The sequence below is a fragment of the Pseudidiomarina marina genome (assembly GCF_044807045.1).
In the GTDB taxonomy this organism is placed as follows: domain Bacteria; phylum Pseudomonadota; class Gammaproteobacteria; order Enterobacterales; family Alteromonadaceae; genus Pseudidiomarina; species Pseudidiomarina marina.
In genome coordinates this window covers 1848573-1871748 of sequence record NZ_CP085233.1, presented here as the reverse complement: position 1 = coordinate 1871748, position 23176 = coordinate 1848573, and the positions used below count along the sequence as shown (strand labels likewise).

Below are 23176 nucleotides of genomic sequence, written 5' to 3'. Positions count from 1 at the left end.
TTGACGTTAACGTAAAGGTAAGAAAGCCCGAAAGCGATATTAGCTATTGGATATTAGATATTAGTTAAAACACCAAAGCCCGATACATCAGAGCTAATATCTAATATCCAATAGCTAATATCGAAGTGGGTCTTCAAGGGAGTATTTATGTCTGATGCAGTAGTAATTGTTGCCGCCAAACGCACCCCAATGGGTGGTTTTCAAGGCAGTTTGACCGAAGTGAGCGCCCCCAATTTAGGCGCGATCGCCATTAAAGCGGCGCTTGCAGAGAGTGGGTTGCAGGGCGACGATGTGCAGGAAGTCATTATGGGCAACGTGTTGCCGGCCGGTTTAGGGCAGGCGCCTGCGCGTCAGGCAACGTTGTATGCAGGGCTACCACGCAGTGCTGGTGCGACAACCATTAATAAAGTGTGTGGTTCTGGGTTGAAAGCGGTGATGTTCGCCCATGATTTAATTCATGTCGGCTCGGCTGATGTGGTGGTTGCTGGTGGCATGGAAAGCATGTCGAATGCGCCCTATTTGTTGAAGAAAGCGCGTGCGGGTTTCCGCATGGGCCACGATGCCATTTATGACCACATGATGCTGGACGGTCTTGAAGATGCCTATGAAGGCAAAGCAATGGGGTGCTACGCACAAAGCACTGCAGATGAGTATGGTCTTGGTCGTGAAGCGATGGATAACTTTGCTTTAGCATCCTTGAGTCGAGCTCAAACAGCAATTAAAGACGGGTTGTTTAAAGATGAAATTGTGCCAGTGACTTACAGCACGCGTAAAGGTGATGTGACGGTTGAAATTGATGAACAACCGGGTAAGGCGATGCCCGAGAAAATTCCTGGTCTGCGTCCAGCTTTTGCTAAAGATGGCACCATCACGGCCGCGAATTCTAGTTCGATTTCTGATGGCGCTGCGGCATTGGTGTTGATGCGCGAAAGTGATGCGAAAGCTCGTGGTTTAACACCATTAGCGCGTGTCGTAGGGCATGCAACACACTCGCAGGCTCCCGCTGAATTTACCGTGGCCCCAATTGGTGCAATGAATAAATTGCTCGACAAAGTTCAATGGCGCAAGGACGACGTTGATTTGTGGGAAATTAACGAAGCATTTGCGATGGTAACGATGCTTGCCATGCAGCAACTAGATATTGACCATGACAAAGTGAACGTGCATGGCGGTGCTTGCGCACTTGGTCACCCAATCGGTGCGAGCGGCGCACGCTTGTTGGTGACGCTACTACACGCATTGAAACAACGCGGCAAGAAACGTGGCGTCACATCGCTCTGTATTGGTGGTGGTGAAGCCGTTGCTGTTGCTGTTGAAATGATTTAATCCGGTCGTTTCGACGCGAGCCATACTGAACTAATCAATATGGCACCACCGAGGACAAGCCGTGGCCAGTCTACGGCTTGCCCCCAAAACGCATAGTTTATCAGCAAGCCAGCTGGAATAAGCATATTGTTCATGGTGGCTAGTTGCGCAACGTTCACGCGCTTAGCACCAAGGTTCCATGCAAGGTAACCGAGGCCAGATGCGCCGAGGCCAAGCCACAATAAAATGCCCCATTCTAACTGGGTTGTCGGTAATTTTGAGAAGTCGGCAAAGAGTACCATCGCTATACCAGATGCGGCGGTGGCACCAATAAAAAATAGAGCGAAGGCGTGTACTTGATTGCGACTATTACCAAGTTCAAGGCGTTTATAAAACACTTGTCCGGCAGCGAAACATAGGTTGGCTGCTTGAATCAGTAAAAAGCCAATCACAAAAGAATCGCTCAGTGATTCAAAGCGGATGACTGCGGCACCAATGACGGCGACAACCGCAGCGAGCCACCAACGAGCCGGTAAATGGCGGCGTTGGAAAAATACATCGTCAATAAGCGTCACGTAAAGTGGCGTAAAAATGGTAAATAAAAGCACTTCAGGAACAGATAGATAAAGAAACGCGTGGTAGAGAAAGAGATACATTACGCCAATTTGAATGGCACCAATTACCGCGAGTTGCCACTGCTGGCGAAACGCAAGACGAGCAGGGCGCCACAGCGGTAAAAACAATGCTAACGCAAGGATCATGCGGATGAATACGGCGATGTAACCGTCGACATGGCCGGCAAGAAACTCTCCAATGAGTGAAAAGCTTGCAGCCCACAGTGCGGTTACAGCCCAAAGTATCCACATAATTTTTTCCTTATTTATTGAGTGCTTTTGGTGGCAGAACTTTCGCGATAGTACTGCGGTGAAATACCCATCGTTTTCTTAAACAGTCGCGAAAAATAGTATGGGTCATCGAAGCCAAGTTGTTGACTGATTTGACGAATTGAATCGGTTGAGGCATCTAACAACTGGCAAGCTATTTTAACCCGAATTTGGTTAAAGTAACGCATCGGGCTGGTGCCTGTGAATTGCTTAAATTTTTTGCTGAAATGGAAGCGTGATAAACCAGCAAAATCAGCAAAATCGTCTAGGCTTAAGTCGCGATGAGAGTTGTCGTACATGAAGCGCTCCAGCGCTGGCAAATCAAAGCCTTGTGGTGCTTGCATGGTTGCGGTTAAGCGCGGCAATTCGGCGATAATTCGCTGCAATAAGCTCGCTGCGACGACTGCTGCGGCAAATTGGTGACGCTGGGTTTGCAAGTTGAGTAGATCGGTAACCACTGGAATAAGTTGCCGCCAACGAGCTAGCGTTAATACCGGTTGCTGGTTGGTTAGCTCAAGAAATTCGAGGCATGCCGCTGCTGCGGAACCTTGAAAATGCGCCCAGTAGATGCTCCAGGGCTGCTCGTTGTGAGCAGCATAAGCGTGGGCTTGCCCAGCGGGTAATAGCAATAATTGTCCAGCACGCAGATTGCCGCTGGCAGTTTCGGTTCGATACCAGCCGCTACCGCGATGGCAAAATATGAGCAAGTAATCGGTATGTTGCTGGCGTTCTACTTGGTGTCCTTGGGCATCGACATAATGGCCATATGCAAGCGGATATAGATGCTTCGTCAGCGGGTGTCGAGATAGCTGTCGGGTCAGTTGTAATGGCAAAACAACACGCGAACTTCCAGGTGGAAGTGGCCACGATGAAGGTTGGCTCATGGAAGACTCCCAGATCACAATTTTGTCCATTATAGGGGCAAAATCGTCGATGTTAAAGGACTTCGAAAACAACGACAATGGATGACATTCGAAAACGATATTAGCTATTGGATATTAGATATTAGAACCGATGTATTGGGTATTTGTGTTTTGCCTAATATCTAATATCCAATAGCTAATATTGCAGTTGAAGTATTCAATAAAGAGGTTATACAGATGAGCAAGAAAGTTCCTTTATTTATCGACGGCGAATTCGTGCAGTCGAACACCAGTAACTGGATTGACGTGACCAACCCGGCCACGCAAGAAGTGATTGCGCAAGCACCTTGTGCAACACAGGACGAGATGAAGAAAGCGGTTGAGAGCGCGAAAAAAGCGTTTTTGACTTGGAAAGAAGTTCCGGTTTCTGAGCGTGCTCGTGTGATGATGCGTTATCAAGCGTTGCTGAAAGAGCATCATGATGAAATTGCTGAAATTCTTGCGAGCGAAACAGGCAAGACGTTTGATGATGCGAAGGGCGACGTATGGCGCGGCATCGAAGTGGTTGAACACGCAGCCAATATTCCATCATTGTTGATGGGGGAAACGGTTGAAAACGTTGCGCGCGGCATTGACAGCTATAGCTATACGCAGCCACTTGGCGTGTGTGCAGGTATTACGCCATTTAACTTCCCAGCGATGATTCCACTTTGGATGTTCCCATTGGCAATTGCCTGCGGTAATACATTTATTTTGAAGCCATCTGAGCAAGATCCTTTAACGCCAACGCGTTTGGTTGAATTGTTCGAGCAAGCAGGCGCTCCGAAAGGTGTGTTGCAGGTGATTCACGGTGGTAAAGAGCAGGTTGATTTCTTACTAGATGAGCCAGCGGTACGCGCGATTTCGTTTGTTGGTTCTGTGGCAGTAGGTCAATACATCTATCGTCGTGGCACTGAAAACATGAAACGCGTGCAAGCATTTGCGGGTGCGAAAAACCATTGCGTGATCATGCCTGATGCAAACAAATCACAAGTGATCAGCAACTTGGTTGGTGCCTCGGTTGGTGCTGCAGGGCAACGTTGTATGGCGATTTCTGTCGCGGTATTCGTTGGCGCAGCACGTGAGTGGATTCCTGAAGTTGCAGCAGAATTGGCGAAAGTGAAGCCAGGGGCCTGGAATGATACAAATGCGGCATACGGTCCATTGATCAGTCCACAAGCGAAGCAACGGGTAGAAAATTTCATCACACAAGGTCAGAAAGAGGGCGCTGAGCTCTTAGTGGACGGTCGTGATTGTAAAGTGGATGGATTCCCGAATGGTAATTGGGTTGGCCCAACGATGTTTAGTAAAGTAACGACCGACATGGAAATCTATAAGAACGAGATTTTTGGACCGGTACTTTGTGCCACTGAAGTTGAAACACTCGATGACGCGCTGGCACTAGTGAATGCGAATCCTTATGGTAATGGCACTTCAATTTTCACTGCTAGTGGCGCCGCGGCGCGCAAATACCAGCACAATGTTGAAGTGGGTCAAGTCGGTATCAATATTCCAATTCCGGTACCATTGCCGTTCTTCTCATTCACTGGCTGGAAAGGCTCGTTCTTTGGTGATTTGCATGCTTATGGTAAGCAAGCAGTGCGTTTCTACAGTGAAACCAAAACCATTACTGCGCGTTGGTTTGAAAGCGATATCGCTGATGCCAATGGTCCAAATATGACGATTCATTTGAAGTAATAGGACGTTGTCATGAATTTTAATTTAACTGACGACCAACAAGCTTTTGTCGATACGGCAAAAGCTTTTGCTGAGAAAGAACTAGCCCCGTTTGCTGCACAATGGGACGAAGAATCACACTTCCCAATTGAGGTGTTCCGTAAAGCTGGTGAAATGGGCTTTATGGGCATGTATACCCCAGAAGACGCGGGCGGCTTCGGCATGAGCCGATTAGACGCTGCGTTGATTTTTGAGCAGTTATCGATGGGCTGTACGGCAACCACCGCTATGATGACCATTCACAACATGGTCACTTGGATGATTGGTTCGTTTGCGAAACCAGACGTAATTGAACAATGGGTTCCAGAATTGGTTACGGGTGAAAAGTTAGGCTCTTACTGCTTAACTGAGCCAGGTGCCGGCTCTGACGCAGCAAGTTTACGCACCACCGCAAAGAAAGATGGCGATGAGTATGTGTTAAACGGTTCGAAAATGTTCATCTCAGGTGCTGGTAGTACCGACGTATTAGTCGTTATGGCGCGCACCGGCGAAGCTGGTCCGAAAGGCATTTCTGCGTTTGTTGTACCAGCCGATGCGGCGGGTATTAGTTACGGTAAAAAAGAAGCGAAAATGGGCTGGAATGCTCAGCCGACACGCTTGGTTACCTTCGAAGATGTTCGAATTCCAGCAGCTAATCTGCTTGGCGAAGAAGGTGAAGGCTTCAAATTCGCTATGATGGGATTGGACGGCGGTCGGATTAATATCGCGGTATGCTCTGTCGGAACAGCGCAAGCGGCGCTGGAAACTGCAACGAACTATATGCACGAACGTACGCAGTTTGGCAAAGAGTTGGGTCATTTCCAAGCGTTACAGTTTAAGCTTGCTGATATGGCAACCGAGCTTGTTGCTGCGCGCCAAATGGTTCGCCTGGCAGCGTTTAAAGTGGATAGCAACGATCCGGACAAAACGACCTATTGTGCGATGGCAAAACGGTTTGCCACTGACGTTGGTTTCCAAGTATGTAATGAAGCGCTGCAAATTCACGGCGGTTACGGTTACATCAAAGAGTATCCACTGGAACGTCATGTGCGCGATGTCCGCGTGCATCAAATTCTTGAAGGCACCAACGAAATTATGCGGGTGATCATTGCACGCCGCTTACTCGCCGATATGGACCGAGCCATCCTTTAAGGGTGGCTTTTCTGTCTTAAAAGGAGGTCATAATGGATCCAGTAGTATTGTTCGACGAGCTTGAAGCAAGCAACGGCAAGCGCATTGGTGTGATCACGCTGAATTCAGAAAAATCATTGAATGCGTTGAGCTTGCCAATGATTCAACTTTTGCAACCACAACTGCAACAGTGGGCAGACAATGACGCCATAGCCTGTGTATTTATGCAAGGTGCTGGCGAAAAAGCTTTCTGTGCTGGTGGCGATATTGTTGCCATGTACAAAGCCATGCAAGCAAAGCCAGGTGTACTTGTTGACGAAGTTGCTGACTTTTTTAGCCAAGAATATCGACTCGACTACGCCATTCACACTTTCCCTAAGCCAATTGTGCTTTGGGGGCATGGCATTGTCATGGGTGGTGGCATGGGCCTGATGAACGGTGCGAGCCATCGGATTGTGACTGAGCGTTCGCTATTGGCGATGCCTGAGATAACGATCGGTTTATATCCTGATGTTGGTGCAACCCACTTCTTGAACCAAATGCCTGATGGCTGTGGTCTGTTTTTAGGTATTACTGGCGCGCACATGAATGCCACTGATGCACTGTATCTCAAGTTAGCTGATCACTTTGTGGCGAGCACCAGCAAAGACGATGTGCTTGCCGGTTTAAAAGACATAAAGTGGGGTGATACGGCGGCATTAAATCACCAGAAAGTAACCGATGTTCTCAACGGTATTGGCATGCGCGATAGCAGTCAACGACCGGCTGGACAGGTAGAAGCGCATCAGCAATTAATTAAAAAGTTAACGCATGACGCGGATATCGAGTCGGTTGTCACAGCAATCGTGAATGACAAGACGGATGACAAATGGCTTGCTCGTGCACGTCAAACACTAGCTGCAGGTTGTCCAATGACGGCGCATATTGTATGGAATCAATTACAACACGGCGCTGATTTGAGTTTAGCTGACTGCTTCCGTCTTGAATTAACATTATCGGTTCAATGTGCGATGCGCGGTGATTTCGCTGAGGGTATTCGGGCGTTGTTAATTGATAAAGATAAGCAGCCAAAGTGGCAGCATGGTTCGGTTGGTGAGGTTTCGGCGGAAGAGGTTGATGGCTTTTTCACGTCGCCGTGGGCGGCAAGCGAACACCCACTCGCAACTTTAGGAAAATAAGAGCAAAAACGTTTTGAGCTATTAGATATTGGATATTAGCCGGCTTTTTTGTTTTCTAATATCTAATATCCATTATCAAATATCGAATTGGGATTTAATTATGGCGAATGTTGGATTTATTGGGCTTGGCAATATGGGCGGCCCGATGGCTGCGAACCTTGTCAAAGGCGGCCATCAGGTCAACGTCTTTGATTTAGCCGAAGCGGCACTGCAGGCTGCGAAAGATGCAGGTTGTCGCGTGGCCAGTTCGGCGAATGAAGCAGCGCACGGCGTTGATTTTGTGATTACGATGTTACCTGCAGATAAACACGTTGAGAGTGTTTATTTAGGTGATAACGGCTTGATTCACGAATTGCCTAGCAGCACGCTCGTAATCGATTGCAGTACCATTAGCGCAGAAACGGCACGAAAGGTTGGACAGGCATTAGCAGCGGAAAATATTTCGTTTATCGATGCGCCAGTTTCTGGAGGTGTTGGTGGGGCGAAAGCCGGCACATTAACGTTCATTTGTGGTGGTGAAACCGCTGCAGTAGAGCGTGCGCGAGATGTATTGCAGCACATGGGGAAAAACATTTTCCGCGCTGGTGATACGGGTGCGGGTCAAGTTGCGAAAATTTGCAATAACATGTTGCTGTCGGTGTTGATGGTCGGTACTTCAGAAGCGCTACAATTGGGTATTGCTCATGGGCTTGACCCGAAAGTGCTTTCGGAGATTATGTCGAAGAGTTCCGGTAGTAACTGGACTTTAGATGTATATAATCCTTGCCCTGGTGTGATGGATAATGTGCCATCGAGCAACGGCTACCAAGGTGGCTTTTTAGTTGATCTCATGAGTAAAGATCTTGGTTTGGCGCAACAAGCTGCGTTAGCGAGTGGTGCGGCGACGCCAATGGGTGGATTGACGCACAATTTATATCGCAGTTGGTCGCAGCTCGGACATGGTCGCGAAGACTTCTCGAGTATCTTTAATTTCGTTAAAGCGAATAAAAAATAACGGATAATTAGCGGATAAATTATGAAAATTGCTGAAAGTACCATTGTAATTACCGGTGGCGCACAAGGTTTAGGCCGCGCAATGGCGGAACATTTTGCCGCTGAGGGCGCGCAATTGGCGCTGATTGATATGAATGCCGATACGCTTACTGAAGCGGAAGGTATTTGCAGCGCTAAAGGTGCCAAGAAAGTAAAAGGTTACGTGGTTAACGTGACCGACGAGGCAGCAGTTGAGCAGGTGTTTAATGATATCGTTGCAGACTTTGGTGCGGTTAACGTGCTGATCAATAACGCCGGTATTTTGCGCGACGGCATGTTGATTAAATGCAAAGACGGTGAAATTACTCACAAAATGCCACTGCAACAATTTCAATCTGTGCTAGATGTTAACCTAACCGGTAGCTTCTTGTGCGGCCGCGAGGCCTCTGCTCACATGGCAAAAGCTGGTCATGGGGGCGTTATCATTAATATTTCGAGCGTCGCGCGTGCAGGCAACATTGGCCAAACGAACTATGCGGCAACGAAAGCCGGTGTGGTCGCGATGACAGTAACGTGGGCGCGTGAGTTAGGTCGATTTGGTATTCGTTGTGGCGCGATTGCACCAGGGTTTATCGAAACACCAATGACAGCACAAATGAAGCCAGAAGCTGTCGAACGTGCCTTAAGTATGGTGCCGTTACGTCGTTGGGGGCAGCCAGAAGAGATTGCCCACAGTGCGCGCTATATTATTGAGAATGACTTCTTTAGTGGACGTGTGATAGAAATAGACGGTGGCGTTCGACTATAACGAGTACTGATGCGTAAATTACCCCCATTAAATGCCTTAAAAGCGTTTGAAGCTGCTGCCCGACATTTGAGTTTTACGAGGGCAGCTGATGAATTGTTTGTTACCCAAGCAGCGGTGAGTCACCAAGTAAAAGCGCTAGAGGAGTTTTTGGGGGTTCAATTATTCTTACGCCGCAATCGCTCGTTGTTACTCACCCCCGAAGGCCAAACCTACTATCTTGAACTAAAAGAAATTTTTGATCACATTGTTCAGGCCACTGAAAAGGTGAAGTTTGCGAGTCAACGAGGCTCACTAACGATTTCATTACCCCCAAGTTTTGCCATTTTGTGGTTCGTGCCGCGCTTGAGTCGATTTCGCGAGGCTTATCCGGATATCGATGTGCGCATTCGCGCCGTTGATGAAGTGGATGGCTCACTTACCGATGATGTCGACGTTGCTATTTATTACGGTGCTGGCAAATGGCCGGGCTTAAAAGCCTACAAGTTGCACAATGAATACCTGATTCCAGTATGTTCGCCACTGTTACTCAACGGTACCAAGCCTCTGCGTGAACCGCGCGATTTATTGAATCACACGTTGCTACATGATGAAACTCGCAACGCTTGGAAAGATTGGTTTAAGTTGGTTGGTATTGATAAAGATAAAGGCGATAACGGCCCAATTTTCAGCCATTCTAACTTAGCATTAAAAGCAGCTGTACATGGGCAGGGCATTGCGTTAGCGAATAACGTATTGGTTAAACCGGAAATTGATGCGGGGCATTTGATTCAAATATTCCCTGAAGCATTACCGCGACAAAAATCTTTTTATCTTGTTTGTCGTGACTCTCAGTCAGAAGTCGGTAAAATCGCCACCTTCCGAAATTGGCTACTACAAGTAGTCGAGGAAGAAGAGGACAGTTATGAGTGATAACCAGCGTGTTGCGATTCATCGCGATAACGCCGATGGCCAATATCGGGTGATTTTTGCACACGGTGCAGGTGCTGGTTTACAAAGCGATTTTATGCAATATGTCGCGCTAGCATTGGCGCTTAATGATATTGAAGTGATTCGCTTTAATTTTCCATATTGGCAAAAATTTATGGATTCAGGTGTGCGACGCCCGCCGAATCGAATGCCGGAACTCGAACATTGTATGCGCACCGTAGCAAGCCAGTTCAATGATGGTAAACCTTTGTTTTTAATGGGTAAGTCAATGGGCTCGCGGGTAGCTTTTCGGCTTGCTGATGAACTGAATGCCAAAGCCGCCATCGCCCTAGGCTTTCCATTTCATCCAATTGGTAAACCTGACAATCTCAGACTGGATGACTTAAATAATCGCTGTGAACAGAACCTGATTATTCAAGGAACGCGCGATAACTTTGGTAAGCCTGAACAGGTACGCCATTATCAAATGCCGGCGAATGTTGCGGTAAAATGGATTGAGGGTGGTGATCATAGTCTTGAGCCAACGAAGCGCAGTGGCTATACGCGCGAGCAGTTATGGCAAGCGGCAGTAAACGAAGTATCGAAACTAATAAAAAGCGTTGTTCGTTAGTCGTCCGTTCACTTCGTTCACTGTTCGTGCGCTCTTCGCGCTGTTCGTGGAACCAAACCACGAAGAGCGCAGCGTTCGAACAGCGAAGCGATCGAATAACGAATAACGCTTTTACCAAGGGGTTATGAATGACCGGAATTGTGGCCTATTGTCGGCCCGGATTTGAAAATGATTGTGCCGCAGAACTGCAAGATAAAACCGCAGCGCTCGGTATCTATGGCTATTGCCAAACCAAGCCGCAGCAAGGCTTTGTGGTCTATCGCTGCCAATCGGAAGAAGCCGAGCATTTAGCGAAAAAATTAATTCTTACTGAATTAATCTTCACACGCCAATTCATCGTGATCTTGGCGCATGTCACTGAGCTGCCGCAAGAAGATCGGGTGAGTGCGGTGCAAGTCGCGCTACTCGACGAGGATGTGCAAGAGGCCTTTGCTGGCGTGAAACCCTGTGGTGATATTCGTGTGGAAACGCCGGATACCAACGATGGCAAAGAGCTGTCAAAGTTTTGTCGCAAATTCACCGTGCCATTACGTCAAGGATTACGCAAAATTGACTGGTTAACTGCAAAAGAGAGCGACCGTCGACCGACGTTACATGCGTTCTTTTTAAGTAATCAGGAAGTGTATATTGGTTTTTCCTACTCATTTAACCAATCGCCTTGGTTGATGGGTATTCCACGATTACGCTCGCCAAGTGATGCGCCAAGTCGTTCAACGCTAAAACTTGACGAAGCGTTTCAAGTGTTTGTGCCAGAGCACGAACGTGAAGAGCGGATTACCTCTGGAATGAATGCGGTTGACTTGGGCGCAGCGCCTGGTGGCTGGACGTATCAGTTGGTGCGTCGTGGGATGATGGTGCAAGCCGTTGATAATGGTCCCATGGCTGAAAGTTTGATGGAAACTGGTCAAGTGAAGCATATTCGTGAAGATGGCTTTAAGTATCGTCCGAAAAAGAAAAATGTGACTTGGTTGGTCTGCGATATGGTTGAGAAACCTGCTCGTGTAGGTGAATTAATGACGAGTTGGTTGATTGATGGTGATTGCAAGGAAGCGATTTTCAACTTGAAACTGCCAATGAAGCGACGCTACGCAGCAGTTGCGGAATATCTTGAACAGATTAAACAGACGCTTGTTGAGCAGGGGCGTGGTCGGTTTGAATTACAGGCCAAACAACTGTATCACGATCGCGAAGAGATCACGGTTCATATTCGCTGGCTGTAATTGCCACAGCACATTTTAATTCATATCTAAAAAAGCCCAGAACCGTTAGGAACTGGGCTTTTCGCTATTATCGTTAAGTAACTTATATTACAGGCGATCAATGACCGCTTGGGTGAAATCGGTTGTACCACCAGTACCACCTAAATCACGTGTAGTACGGTCGCCACTGGCAATTACGTCAGTAACGGCAGCAAGAATACGTTTTGCTTGATCTTGCATGCCTAGGTATTCGAGCATTTGAATGGCTGCCAAAATAACAGACGTTGGATTCGCTAAGTTTTGTCCAGCGATATCTGGCGCCGAGCCGTGAACCGCTTCAAAAATGGCTGATTTGTCGCCAATGTTAGCACCTGGTGCCATACCTAAGCCGCCAACTAAGCCAGCGCAGAGATCAGATAAAATATCACCAAATAAGTTAGTGGTAACAATCACATCAAACTGCTCAGGGTTCATGACAAGCTTCATGCACACCGCATCAACAATCATTTCGTCAGATTGAATATCTGGATATTCCGCTGCAATTTCACGCGCAACTTTAAGGAATAAACCTGACGTTGATTTCAAAATGTTAGCTTTATGAACCGCGGTTACTTTTTTACGGCCTTCACGACGCGCAAGTTCGTAAGCAAATCGAACAATACGTTCAGCACCTGCGCGGGTGATTTTACTCATGGCTTGGGCTTCAGAACCGTCTTCGGAAACCACTTGGCCTAAGCCTGAGTACATGCCTTCGGTATTTTCACGCACAGTGATGATGTCGATATTTTCATAGCGTGCTTTAGTACCTTTAAACGATTTTACCGGTCGCACGTTAGCGTAAAGGTTGAATTGCTTGCGTAAGCTAACGTTGATAGAGGTGAAGCCTTCACCCACAGGAGTGGTGAGAGGGCCTTTTAAGGTTGCTTTGTTGCGCGCGATGGCATCAAGTGTCGCTTGTGGTAATAGCTCGCCAGTTTTTTCCAAGGCCGCTAAGCCAGCATCAGCGAATTCATAATTAAATTCGCAGCCGGCCTTATCAAGAATTTTTAATGTTGCATCGATGATGTCGGGACCGATGCCATCACCTGGGATCACGGTAATTGTGGTGCTCATTGCTGGTACCTTCTTACTTCTTTGGTCGTCAAATGGGAGTACGAAATTGGCGCGAACTATAGCAGATTTCGGCGTGCTGAATGGTGTTAAGCGTCATTAAAACGATTGATATTCGCTATAAGCATCAGCACCCCAAGCAATGAGCTCACCATCTTTAAATAACAACGGCGTGCATTCATCGCGAGTCGTAATACCATCTGATTTCACATGATGGGTACGATAAAAAAGAATCAGCACTTCGCCATTATCGGTTGCTTTTGCTTCACTAATATCTGGCGAACCGAGCAGCCGAATCACGTCATCGCGCGGTGTTCCGAGGTTTAATCGACCGATTTGTTTCAAATTAAAGGTTTCGCGTTCCTGCCAACTCATATTTTCAGGGTCGGCTTGATAAAAATGCAGAACCAGCGCAGCAGCTGCCGCATAAATGGCAAAGCCGATAAGTACGACCTTTAGCATCTTTGACATGGGCTGCGCCTCCCTAGCAATATTAATCAGTAATTACGCGATAACATGGATGATATACCGAACCTGGCAGTTTCATCCGGCTTTGTTCGACGAATGCCCGCAACAATACGTCCAACTTCTTCATCATGTCGCGTTCGCCATGAATTTCAAATACACCGTGTTTGCGAATCGCTCGAATACCATCATCTTTCACGTTACCAGCAACAATGGCGGAAAACGCTCGTCGCAAATCGGCGGCTAAAGCTTGCGGCTCTTGTTCACGGTGAAGATTTAGGTTCCGCACATTATCGTGGTTTGGCACGAATGGACGTTGGAACGCTTCATCGATGTGCAAGGTCCAGTTAAAGCAATAAGAGTCACCAGTATCTCGGCGGTATTCTTTTACTGCTTGTGCGCCCTGAGTCATGGTTTTCGCAACCTCAGCTGGGTTGGCGATAATGATCTGATACAACTTACGCGCATCGTCACCCAAAGTAGCCGTAATAAAGTCATCAATCGCTTCAAAATAACCACGGCTACTCTCAGGGCCAGTCAAAATAATCGGTAGTACCTGACGCTGATTATTCGGGTGCATTAAGATACCGAGAATATAAAGTAGCTCTTCGGCTGTTCCTGCGCCACCTGGGAAAATCACGATACCGTGCGCACAGCGCACAAATGCTTCTAAACGTTTTTCGATATCAGGCAGAATGACTAACTCGTTAACAATTGGGTTAGGTGGTTCTGCTGCAATAATTCCTGGTTCAGTAAAACCTAAGTAACGTCCGTCCACAATACGTTGTTTGGCATGGCCAATAGTAGCGCCTTTCATAGGACCTTTCATGGCGCCAGGGCCACAGCCGGTACAAATATTCAAGCTACGCAGACCAAGTTGGTATCCAACTTCTTTGGTGTACTTATACTCAACTTCATTAATTGAGTGGCCTCCCCAACAGACAATCACATTGGGTTCAAGATTGGGTTGCACCACTTGCGCATTACGCAAAATATCGAATACGACGTGCGTAAGGGTATGGGTATCGGCCGAGTCGAGTGTTTGTGCGTTATAACGTTCACCAGTAAACAAGATATCGCGCAATACCGCTTCAACTAGCTCTTGCATACCGGCAATCAGTTTGCCATCCACAAAGGCTTCAGCCGGCGGATTGACCAACTCAAGTTGTACGCCGCGCTCGCATTTGATGACATTAACGTCAAAATCTTTATATTTTTCGAATATCTCTTCACTGCTATCGGTATTACTACCGGCATTTAAAACCGCCAAGCAACAGTTACGGAATAAGCGGTAGAGTTGCTCATCGCTACTTTGTTGTAATCGGTTAATTTCCAGTTGCGACAGCAGGCTCATGCTACCGCGAGGAGAAATTTTAAATCTCATATTATTTCCTTGTTCATTATTATTGGCGACTTAACCGCACAGACTGAGGTGTTGGCTCGAAATCAGAACGAAATGGATTTATATCCAAGCCACCGCGGCGTGTATAACGCGCGTAAACAGTTAACTGTGATGGTTTGAGTCGCGATTTTATATCCATATAAAGCCGTTCAACGCATTGCTCATGGAACTCATTGTGATGTCGAAATGAGATGATGTAGCGAAGAAGGGCTGCATGGTCAATTGCCGGACCGTGGTAGCGTATCAATACGGACCCCCAGTCTGGCTGATTTGTAATGAGACAGTTTGATTTTAACAGGTGACTGTGAAGTGTCTCAGACACCGTGTTATTCGAGCTCAACTGCAACAGCTCAGGATTATAGTCGTAACAATCTATTTCGATAGATTGCTCATCAATACAATGCCCCGGCAAATCGCCAAAAGCCATTCTTTGGGCTTGTTGTAGGGTATCAAGACGCACTGCAACAGAGGTGCCTGCACAGTTGGATAAATCGATAGCAAGTTGTTCTTGCACTTCAGCCCAACTATTCCAACGGCTTTCATTAAAACTATTAAGGTAAAGTTTGAATGACTTTGACTCGATGAGGTTGCTACTTGTACAAGGTACCCGAAACTCTGCTATCGCCACTTGCGGCACACCAAGACTATTCAACCACGATAGTTCGTAACCGTGCCAGATATCGTCCCCATGAAAAGGTAAACTAGCACCTTCTTCGAGGCCAATAGGCGTTCGGTTAAGCTGGCGTGGTACCGCCTGCAACAGCGAGGCGTCATAATGCGTTGGATATTGTGTGGGTTGTCCCAAATTTAAATGGGCAAGCTCTTGCTTCATCGATTTTAATTACCTGTTACACTACTATTTTTAATGCAGTCGGCCATTGTAGCGCCGCTATCATTGACTTACCAGAAAAACCATAGGGTTGATTCATGTCACTTGATTCCGTATTTGATGAATTTATTCACCGTTATCGCGCCGCCTACGCCGAAGCGAATACACCGTTGCTAACAGAGGCGCATGACGATTGGCAAGCCCCCATTTATTGTCAACACCACGCTGACGAGACAGAAGCGAATGGGCAAGTTCAATGGCAACCTATTTTACAACAGGAACCGTTGCAATTTGATGATCTTGCTAATGCGCTTGAACAACCATTTCATCCGGACATTGCTACTTTTTACGGACGTTGGTTCGCAGCAGATCTCAATGTCGAGTACGACAATCATCCTTTAATTTTATTACAAAACCACTGTCGCGAAGACGGCGAGCGATTACAAGCCAATTTAGCGGGGCATGTGTTAATGAAGCGTCGTTTACGTCAACCGATTACGTTGTTTATTGGCTTGGCCGAAGAATCCGATGACTTGTTAATAACCGTTGATAACGAATCAGGCCAAGTAGGTTTAGAATTCGTAGGACAGCCACAACATGAAATATTGGCGCCATCATTGGCGGCTTTTATTGAAAAAATTAAACCAAGAATTGTCAGCGATGAAGAGGCGTAGGGTATAGCCAAATTGATCTGGATCAAGTAATTTGAGTGTGAGTTGTTTGTAATTGTAATGTATCCGAGCGTTGAGGTGGTATCGGTGTAGTAGCGCTCACCAAACCGAGTACGAAGGAAAGAGCCTATAATGACAACAATAAATCCCGCTCAATTACGTGAAGGGCAATTAACTTATTTAGTTGCTGAAGATTTAAAAATGGCAGCTTCGTTGCTGTATCAAGCCTATCATGATGATGCCTTACTGATGTCGATTTTTCAGGCGGATAAGCCGGATTATGAAAAACGTCTGCGAGCGGCGATACGTGAAGAATTGATGGCGTTTTGGGAAGCACAACAACCTATGCTGGGTGTTTTTGATGGTGAATCATTAATTGGGGTGGTTTGTTTGACCCAGCCTGGTAAGAGTTTCGGTCCAGGAAAATACTGGCACTGGCGCCTGAAAATGTTATTAACTGCAGGCTACGTTAGCACCATGCAACTGCTTGAAAAAGAACGTTTAATTCAGGAGATTATTGGTGGTGATGATTACCATATGCTGGCATTCATTGCGGTAAGTCCGCGATATCAGCAGCAAGGTTGGGGCGATCTATTAGTGCGCGCCGCGCAAGCGGCCTTGGATGAAGAACCTCAGTCACGCGGTCTGGCGGTTTATGTTACCCAACCACAGCACCTGAAGCTATTTGAACAAAATGGCTATGAGTTGGTTCAAGAGCTTGACGTTGGCGACATTCGTGGCAAATTATTGTTTCAGTCTCGTGGGCAAGCACAAGAGGTGAATCGTGCAATTTAAGAGTTTCTCTGAATTCTATCCGTATTACTTGGCGGAGCATGCTGACCCGCGTTGTCGGGCAATGCATTATATCGGTAGTACCTTGGTACTGGTGGTGCTTGCATATGCAGTATTTACGCAGCAATGGCTCTGGTTATTAGCCATTCCATTGGTGGGGTACGGTTTTGCTTGGCTTGGGCACTTCGGTTTTGAACACAACAAGCCGGCGACATTCAAGTATCCGGCTTATTCGTTATTGGGGGACTGGGTGATGTATGGTCAGTTTTTACTAAGCCTGATTGGAATTAAAACCGGACCAAAGAACTCTCGCCCATCTAATTAAATACTTGGCACTCGATGGGGCGGCACCTCAACATTAACTAAACGCAAATTCAGTAAGGTTGCTCGCCCGGCGTATCGACTCTCGCCATCACTGCTAAAACCAAATTCATAGGTGCTTAGCCAGCCAATGTGACGAGCTCGTTTAGCTGGGCGCCCACTTTGCCAGGCAATATCTAAAAACTGCAATTGATGTTGTTTGCAATACTGCTCAACATAGCGTCGTGCGTGCTCGGCCTGACGTCGCCCTTGCCAAAATAATAAAACGACAAAGCCAACTACAAGCAATAATATGGCATCAGCCAAAATCATAACTTAGCTCCAATGAATTGTTGCCACGCCTGGTAAAGCACCACAGGTAAATCATTGCGTTGCACTAACCCCAAAGCAAATATTCGGGTCTCGGGTAACCGCAAAAGGTCGCGCACAATGCCAGCAAACAGAGCTGCATTGTTAAGTTGAGCGACCCGGACAAGAAATGGCTCCATCAATTCACCGTGACCACATAAAGCTGGCCAGAGCCGTGCGACAATAATAACCAACTCATCAGCGGTTGCCACCGGCATACGTTGGGCTAACAACTCTTGTAACTGTGGCTCATTGGCGCAACCAGCGAGCGCTCGCAATGCATTGAGCCGCAATTGTTGCCGTGGTGCATTTATCAAAGACAGCAACTTGTCACTTAACTCTTGCGGCGGCTGCGTATGTTCGAGTGCCTCAGCTAAGGCATTTTGGAGTGCTTCCGGGTAGCTTTCAAATTGCAATGCCAGCGCTTTTGTAACTTCTGGGTGAGCATGTAAGCGAACAACCACATCGTGGATGCCCTGTAGACCTAACTGTTGCCAACCTTCAGGAGTTGGCGAATGCAGTTCTTCGAGCGCCGCAGGGAAATAGCGTGAAGGCGGGCGTTGCCAATTGGCGGTAAGTTGTGCGTGTATTGCCGCTCGTTTGGCTTCAGATGGCGTGAACAAATATGCTGACTGTTGTAACTGTTGCTCTTGCTCGTCATTGAGAGCCCCAGTAATTTGCTGGCCGAGCAATGCGATGACATGCGCCATAAACTCTTGCTGTGCCGCGTGGTTGAGCAAACCGCGTTCGTCGAGCGGCATTTTTAGGAACCACAAAAACGGTTCCGGCTGGTCAGCTTGTTGTTTCGGCCAAAACACCACCGCAAACCAAGCGTGGTCTTGCAGCGGGTAAGGGTAAGGGCGTTGTTGCGCGCAAATTGCGTTGAACGTGTCGGTATCTATAGCCTGAACGCGGCGGCCTAAATCGTAAACGAGATAATCGCTCTGGCTTTCGCTGAGTAACTCAGCTAGGTTTGTCATGGTCATGAAACTTGCAACATTTGTCATTTTGCTTAAAGATGTCGGCCATTATAACTAAAATAAGTCGTGGAGGTAGTCATGGACCAACGACAACGCGCAGCGCGTTTATTAGAACGAATTGAAGCCGAACTCAACTGTTTGGGCTTGTGGCAAACGCATTATCCTTCGGCGCAAGCGCTGGAAAGTACAGAACCGTTTGCAATGGATACGCTAGATTTTCACCAGTGGCTACAGTTTATTATGTTGCCGCGTATGTGGGCTATGCTTGATGGCGAACATCCACTACCGCAAAATATTGCCGTTAGTCCAATGGCCACCCATGTCTATCGTGAAGAGCTTGAGCACCATGAAGGGCTAATTTCAAGTTTACGAGAATTCGATATTCTGCTGAGTGGGGCGGACCCGTTAGCTGAAGATGTCTAATTCAAACTCTGCTTCGAACTCGGAATTGACAATACTTTTCCATGACGACTACTTCGTTGCGATTGATAAACCGAGTGGTTTATTAGTCCATCGCAGTTGGATTGCGCGTGAGGCGACGGAGTTCGCACTGCAAAAGGTACGCGACCAAATTGGCCAACGCGTTTATCCGGTTCACCGTCTTGATCGACCAACCTCTGGTATTTTGCTGTTCGCTAAAGATGCCGATACCGCACGCTTAACCACCGAGTTATTTGCTAATCGTCAGGTACAGAAAACCTACCACGCCGTGGTTCGCGGTTATTTAAGCGATGGCATACTCGATTATCCGTTGAAAGAAGAATTGGATAAAATTGCTGATGCTCAGGCCGACCCGAATAAAGAGGCACAAGAAGCAGTGACTGAGTATCGTTGCCTCAAGCAAATTGAGTTACCGTTCGCTGTTGGGAAGCGTCACGCGACATCACGTTACTCGCTAATGGAGCTCAAACCTAAGACAGGTCGAAAACATCAATTACGCCGTCATATGGCGCATTTGCGGCATCCCATTATCGGTGACAGCCATCATGGCGATGGTCGCCATAACCGATTTTTTCGAGAGCATTTTAACCTGCATCGTTTGATGCTGGCGGCAACCGAATTAGCGTTTGAACACCCATATACAAAAACGGCAGTTCGTATTGAACTGCCGTTGCCAGAAGATTTGTTACTGCCGTTTGTTGATTCGAATTAATCAGCTGCACGCAGAAGTTCGTTAATGCCGACTTTTGCGCGTGTTTTTGCGTCAACTTTCTTCACAATAATGGCCGCATACAAACTGTACGAGCCATCTTTTGAAGGTAAGTTACCCGGCACGACAACGGCTCCGGCAGGCACGCGACCGTAATGAATTTCGCCAGTTTCACGATCATAAATACGTGTGCTTTGACCAATGTAGACACCCATAGAGATAACAGCGCCTTCTTCAACAATCACGCCTTCAACAATCTCTGAGCGTGCGCCAATGAAGCAATTGTCTTCGATAATGGTTGGCGCAGCTTGCAATGGTTCTAATACCCCACCAATACCAACACCACCAGAAAGGTGAACGTTTTTACCGATTTGCGCACATGAACCAACGGTTGCCCAGGTATCAACCATGGTACCTTCGCCAACATAAGCACCGATATTGACATAAGACGGCATCAGTACGACGTTACGGCCGATAAATGCGCCTTTACGCACCATCGCAGGAGGCACAACACGCATGCCTTCAGCGCGGAAACGAGCATCATCATAGCCAATAAATTTACTATCGACTTTATCGAAGAAACGGGTTTCACCGCCATTCATCACGTGGTTATCTTGCGTGCGAAACGACAGTAACACGGCCTTTTTTAACCACTCGTTGACGACCCATTGGCCGTCGACTTTTTCTGCGACGCGATATTGACCTTGATCGATTTTCTGAATGACCTCAGTTAAGTCGCGTTGCAGATCAGCGGGGACTCGGCTTGGTGAAATATCCGCTCGTTGCTCAAATGCGGCTTCAATTCGTTCTTGTAGTGTGCTCATGAAATATCCTATAACTACTTGATAATACGCCTGAAACGGCGCTTATTAATGATCGAGTGCAGCAATGATTTGCTCACGCAATAGCTGTTTCTGTTCGTTACTTAAGGCTTCATTACGACGGGTGGTCACGATAAATAAATCTTCCGCCTGCTCGCCAACCGTGGTGATTTTAGCGGTAAGTATGTTTAAATCCAATGCCTGTAGTACTTTTGCGACGCGGGCTACTAATCCGGGTCGGTCAAGCGCGGTTAGTTCAAATGCGGTACGACGAGGATTCCGCTCACTAACAAATTCAACTTTGGTGGCGACATTAAAACTACGCAGTCGTCGTGGTAAACGCCGCTGCGCGCTTGGCGCTGATTGTCGTTGTCGCAATACGTCGTGAAGCTGTTGTTTAAGGGATTCTATGCGACGGATGTCTGTGAGCGGCTCACCGTCGTCTTGAAGTACGACAAAGGTATCCATGACATAGCCATCGCGAGTCGCCAAAATCTGCGCATCGTGAATGCTAAGTGCCTGACTATCTAAGACTGCTGCCACTGCAGCAAATAAGTTTTCGTGTTCAAGATGATAAACAAATAATTCGGTCGTGCCTTGATTGTTTTCATCACCAACGAGAATCAGCGGTAACTGTTCATCCGACTCGAGCTGCAGAATATACTGTGAATGCCAGGCAATTTGCTCGGGTTGATGCCGTAGAAAATAGTCCGCAGTAAACCGACTCCATAATTCATTGACTGCTTTTGCGGCAAAGCCGAGGCTGAGCAGTAGCCCCATGGCGTGTGCCTGATGCTGATGTATCCGCTGGCGCATTTCGCCAGCCGGTGACGGTTTACTTTGCGCAAGAAATTGTGCGGTTGATTGGTACAAATTCTCTAAAAGTGTCGCTTTCCAGTTATTCCACAAGCTGCTGTTGGTGGCGCGAATGTCGGCAACAGTTAAGCAATACAAGTAATCTAAATAGCGACGGTTGCCAACTTGTTCTGCAAATTGTCGTACCACTTCAGGATCATGAATATCACGTTTTTGCGCAGTAACCGACATCACTAAGTGATGGCGTACCAACCAAGCGATCAGTTTGCCATCGTCAGGTTTTAACTCATGCAGGCGAGCAAAGTTTAAGGCGTCAATTTCGCCGAGTTCGGAGTGATCGCCGCCGCGACCTTTGGCAATGTCATGAAATATACCCGCGAGGTATAAAAGCTCGGGCTTATCCATATTTTTCAAAATCTCGGCACACAGCGGAAACTCCTCTGCATACTCCGAATCACTGTAACGGTATAAGTTTCGGACGAGTCGAAATGTGTGTTCGTCAACTGTATACGCATGAAAAAGGTCAAACTGCATTTGTCCAACAATTTGCTGCCATTGCGGTAAATAGTTAGCCATTAATTGATGTTTGTGCATCAGTCGAAATGCGTCGCCGCAGCCGTTGGGGTGACGCAACAGTTGCATAAACAGTTGGCGACATTCCGCGTCATTGTTTAAAGGCTGACGCAATTGCCGACGTGCGTTGCGTAATAACCGAAGTGTTTGTGCTTGTAACTGCTTTATTTGAGGATGTTTTGCCACCAACAACATGCACTGAAGTAAATTACGAGGCTCAGCAAAAACGTTTTCATGTCGAGCGGCAATCAAGGGGCCGTAGGCATCAAAATTGTCGTCAAGTTGCACCGGTTCAACGTGCTTACTGGTCAAGATACTTTGTTCGAAAAACTGCAGCAGCATATCGTTGAGTTCAGTGACGCCAACTACCGCGTTAAAGTAATCTTTCATTAAGGCTTCTACTGCATGTTTGCCTGGCTGACCATAACCCAACCGTGCGGCAACTCCCGGTTGGTAATCAAACAGTAATCGATCTTCTTTCTTTTCGGCTTCTAAATGCAGGGCAAAGCGAATGCGCCCGAGCAACTGTTGATATTCTCTGAGCTCCAGAAGCTCTTCGGCGGTGATGTAGCCATGCTGAACTAAGGTCTCGTCATTTTGTGTGTGAAAATGACGTTTGGCGATCCAACTGATGGTTTGAATGTCACGTAAACCACCGGGGGTACTTTTGACGTTGGGCTCAAGGTTGTAGGCGGTGCCGTGATAGCGTTGATGACGCTCTTGTTGCTCGGCATATTTGGCTTGATAGTAAGCACGGCTCGACCACGGAAATTCACGTTGAACTTGCCATAAGAATTGCTCTGCTAGGGGTTTGTTGCCGCATAGTAAGCGCTGTTCTAACAAGCTGGTTGCGACGGTGACATCATCTGCTGCTTGCTCAATACACTGGGCTGGAGTTCGGACGCTGTGCCCAACATCAAGACGCAGATCCCACAAAAACTGGATGATATGCTGAATGTTCTCTTGTTCTGCCGATGATAGTGGTTCGGCATGAAGAAACAGTAAATCAATGTCCGATTGCGGATGCAGCGCACCACGACCGTAGCCACCGACAGCAATTAGGCTAAGGTGGCTTTGATCGAGGTGAAATTGTTGCCATAACTGCTGCAGTAATGTGTCGATAAATTCACTGCGGTGGGCGAGAAGAAAATCGATATCCGCGGTGACAAAGGCATCAGCCAGCCAAGTGTGGTAAGCCTCGAGGCATTCGCGCCCCGTACTCAAAGTGACCGGGTTGGGCCAACGGGGAGGGGCGCTAAGCATGAT

At 47.3% G+C, this 23176-nt stretch carries 24 protein-coding genes; 14 read left to right on the top strand and 10 right to left on the bottom strand.

The annotated features are described in order from the left end of the window. Positions 1–147 precede the first annotated feature (147 nt). A complete protein-coding gene (locus tag LG272_RS08855) occupies positions 148–1326 on the top strand; it encodes an acetyl-CoA C-acyltransferase (protein ID WP_404408030.1) in 1179 nt (392 codons plus the stop codon). Here LG272_RS08855 and LG272_RS08850 read toward each other — a convergent pair. After that, a complete protein-coding gene (locus LG272_RS08850) occupies positions 1323–2171 on the bottom strand; it encodes an EamA family transporter (RefSeq protein WP_404408028.1) in 849 nt (282 codons plus the stop codon). The two genes, LG272_RS08855 and LG272_RS08850, sit on opposite strands and share 4 nt — an antisense overlap. Positions 2172–2185: 14 nt before the next feature. After that, a complete protein-coding gene (locus tag LG272_RS08845; protein ID WP_404408026.1) occupies positions 2186–3073 on the bottom strand; it encodes an AraC family transcriptional regulator in 888 nt (295 codons plus the stop codon). A gap of 216 nt (positions 3074–3289) precedes the next feature. On the opposite strand from LG272_RS08845, the gene LG272_RS08840 reads away from it, so the two are divergent. From LG272_RS08840 to rlmM, 8 genes are all read left to right on the top strand, one after another. Beyond that, positions 3290–4789, top strand: coding sequence for a CoA-acylating methylmalonate-semialdehyde dehydrogenase (locus LG272_RS08840; RefSeq protein ID WP_126758977.1), 1500 nt, complete (start codon positions 3290–3292; stop codon positions 4787–4789). A gap of 12 nt (positions 4790–4801) precedes the next feature. Continuing rightward, entirely contained in the window at positions 4802–5959 is a 1158-nt protein-coding gene (locus LG272_RS08835) for an acyl-CoA dehydrogenase family protein (protein WP_126758976.1), read from the top strand. Between the two features lie 32 nt (positions 5960–5991). Continuing rightward, a complete protein-coding gene (locus LG272_RS08830; protein WP_404408023.1) occupies positions 5992–7116 on the top strand; it encodes an enoyl-CoA hydratase/isomerase family protein in 1125 nt (374 codons plus the stop codon). Between the two features lie 100 nt (positions 7117–7216). Further along, positions 7217–8110 (top strand): 3-hydroxyisobutyrate dehydrogenase, encoded by an 894-nt coding sequence (gene mmsB / locus LG272_RS08825; RefSeq protein WP_404408021.1) that lies wholly within the window; start codon positions 7217–7219, stop codon positions 8108–8110. Between the two features lie 21 nt (positions 8111–8131). After that, positions 8132–8896 (top strand): SDR family oxidoreductase, encoded by a 765-nt coding sequence (locus LG272_RS08820; protein ID WP_404408019.1) that lies wholly within the window; start codon positions 8132–8134, stop codon positions 8894–8896. Between the two features lie 6 nt (positions 8897–8902). Continuing rightward, the gene (locus LG272_RS08815; RefSeq protein ID WP_198678571.1) at positions 8903–9805 is read left to right on the top strand and encodes a transcriptional regulator GcvA; all 903 of its coding nucleotides are present in this window, start codon (positions 8903–8905) and stop codon (positions 9803–9805) included. After that, positions 9798–10433 (top strand): alpha/beta family hydrolase, encoded by a 636-nt coding sequence (locus LG272_RS08810; RefSeq protein WP_404408017.1) that lies wholly within the window; start codon positions 9798–9800, stop codon positions 10431–10433. Before LG272_RS08815 ends, LG272_RS08810 begins: the two co-directional genes overlap by 8 nt. A gap of 128 nt (positions 10434–10561) precedes the next feature. Beyond that, entirely contained in the window at positions 10562–11653 is a 1092-nt protein-coding gene (rlmM, locus tag LG272_RS08805) for a 23S rRNA (cytidine(2498)-2'-O)-methyltransferase RlmM (protein ID WP_404408015.1), read from the top strand. Positions 11654–11740: 87 nt separating this feature from the next. On the opposite strand, the gene LG272_RS08800 is transcribed toward rlmM, so the two are convergent. From LG272_RS08800 to queF, 4 genes are all read right to left on the bottom strand, one after another. Next, positions 11741–12745, bottom strand: coding sequence for an isocitrate dehydrogenase (locus LG272_RS08800; protein WP_126758969.1), 1005 nt, complete (start codon positions 12743–12745; stop codon positions 11741–11743). A 96-nt stretch (positions 12746–12841) separates the two neighbouring features. Then, positions 12842–13213: a DUF3192 domain-containing protein gene (locus tag LG272_RS08795; RefSeq protein ID WP_126758968.1), complete on the bottom strand. Its 372-nt coding sequence runs from the start codon at positions 13211–13213 to the stop codon at positions 12842–12844. Positions 13214–13235: 22 nt separating this feature from the next. Then, positions 13236–14591 (bottom strand): nucleotide 5'-monophosphate nucleosidase PpnN, encoded by a 1356-nt coding sequence (gene ppnN / locus LG272_RS08790; protein ID WP_126758967.1) that lies wholly within the window; start codon positions 14589–14591, stop codon positions 13236–13238. Between the two features lie 19 nt (positions 14592–14610). Further along, entirely contained in the window at positions 14611–15441 is an 831-nt protein-coding gene (gene queF, locus LG272_RS08785; protein WP_126758966.1) for an NADPH-dependent 7-cyano-7-deazaguanine reductase QueF, read from the bottom strand. A gap of 95 nt (positions 15442–15536) precedes the next feature. On the opposite strand from queF, the gene syd reads away from it, so the two are divergent. From syd to LG272_RS08770, 3 genes are all read left to right on the top strand, one after another. Beyond that, on the top strand, positions 15537–16112 hold the full coding sequence (gene syd / locus LG272_RS08780; protein ID WP_404408012.1) for a SecY-interacting protein: 576 nt from the start codon (positions 15537–15539) through the stop codon (positions 16110–16112). Positions 16113–16241: 129 nt separating this feature from the next. Then, a complete protein-coding gene (locus LG272_RS08775) occupies positions 16242–16904 on the top strand; it encodes a GNAT family N-acetyltransferase (RefSeq protein ID WP_404408010.1) in 663 nt (220 codons plus the stop codon). Then, positions 16891–17226 (top strand): DUF962 domain-containing protein, encoded by a 336-nt coding sequence (locus tag LG272_RS08770; RefSeq protein ID WP_126758963.1) that lies wholly within the window; start codon positions 16891–16893, stop codon positions 17224–17226. The genes LG272_RS08775 and LG272_RS08770 overlap by 14 nt, the downstream gene beginning before the upstream one ends. On the opposite strand, the gene LG272_RS08765 is transcribed toward LG272_RS08770, so the two are convergent. Further along, positions 17223–17534, bottom strand: a complete 312-nt coding sequence (locus tag LG272_RS08765) for a DUF3301 domain-containing protein (RefSeq protein ID WP_404408008.1) — start codon at positions 17532–17534, stop codon at positions 17223–17225. The genes LG272_RS08770 and LG272_RS08765 overlap by 4 nt on opposite strands. Next, a complete protein-coding gene (locus tag LG272_RS08760; protein ID WP_404408006.1) occupies positions 17531–18556 on the bottom strand; it encodes a DUF3549 family protein in 1026 nt (341 codons plus the stop codon). The genes LG272_RS08765 and LG272_RS08760 overlap by 4 nt, the downstream gene beginning before the upstream one ends. Positions 18557–18628: 72 nt before the next feature. Here LG272_RS08760 and LG272_RS08755 point away from each other — a divergent pair, with 72 nt between their 5' ends. After that, positions 18629–18973: a YqcC family protein gene (locus LG272_RS08755; protein ID WP_092855290.1), complete on the top strand. Its 345-nt coding sequence runs from the start codon at positions 18629–18631 to the stop codon at positions 18971–18973. Beyond that, positions 18966–19703, top strand: a complete 738-nt coding sequence (gene truC / locus LG272_RS08750; protein WP_126758960.1) for a tRNA pseudouridine(65) synthase TruC — start codon at positions 18966–18968, stop codon at positions 19701–19703. Before LG272_RS08755 ends, truC begins: the two co-directional genes overlap by 8 nt. On the opposite strand, the gene dapD is transcribed toward truC, so the two are convergent. Together dapD and glnD are read right to left on the bottom strand one after the other, a co-directional pair. Beyond that, positions 19700–20524, bottom strand: coding sequence for a 2,3,4,5-tetrahydropyridine-2,6-dicarboxylate N-succinyltransferase (gene dapD, locus LG272_RS08745; RefSeq protein ID WP_404408003.1), 825 nt, complete (start codon positions 20522–20524; stop codon positions 19700–19702). The two genes, truC and dapD, sit on opposite strands and share 4 nt — an antisense overlap. Positions 20525–20569: 45 nt before the next feature. Beyond that, on the bottom strand, positions 20570–23173 hold the full coding sequence (glnD, locus tag LG272_RS08740; RefSeq protein WP_404408001.1) for a [protein-PII] uridylyltransferase: 2604 nt from the start codon (positions 23171–23173) through the stop codon (positions 20570–20572). Between the last annotated feature and the right edge of the window lie 3 nt (positions 23174–23176).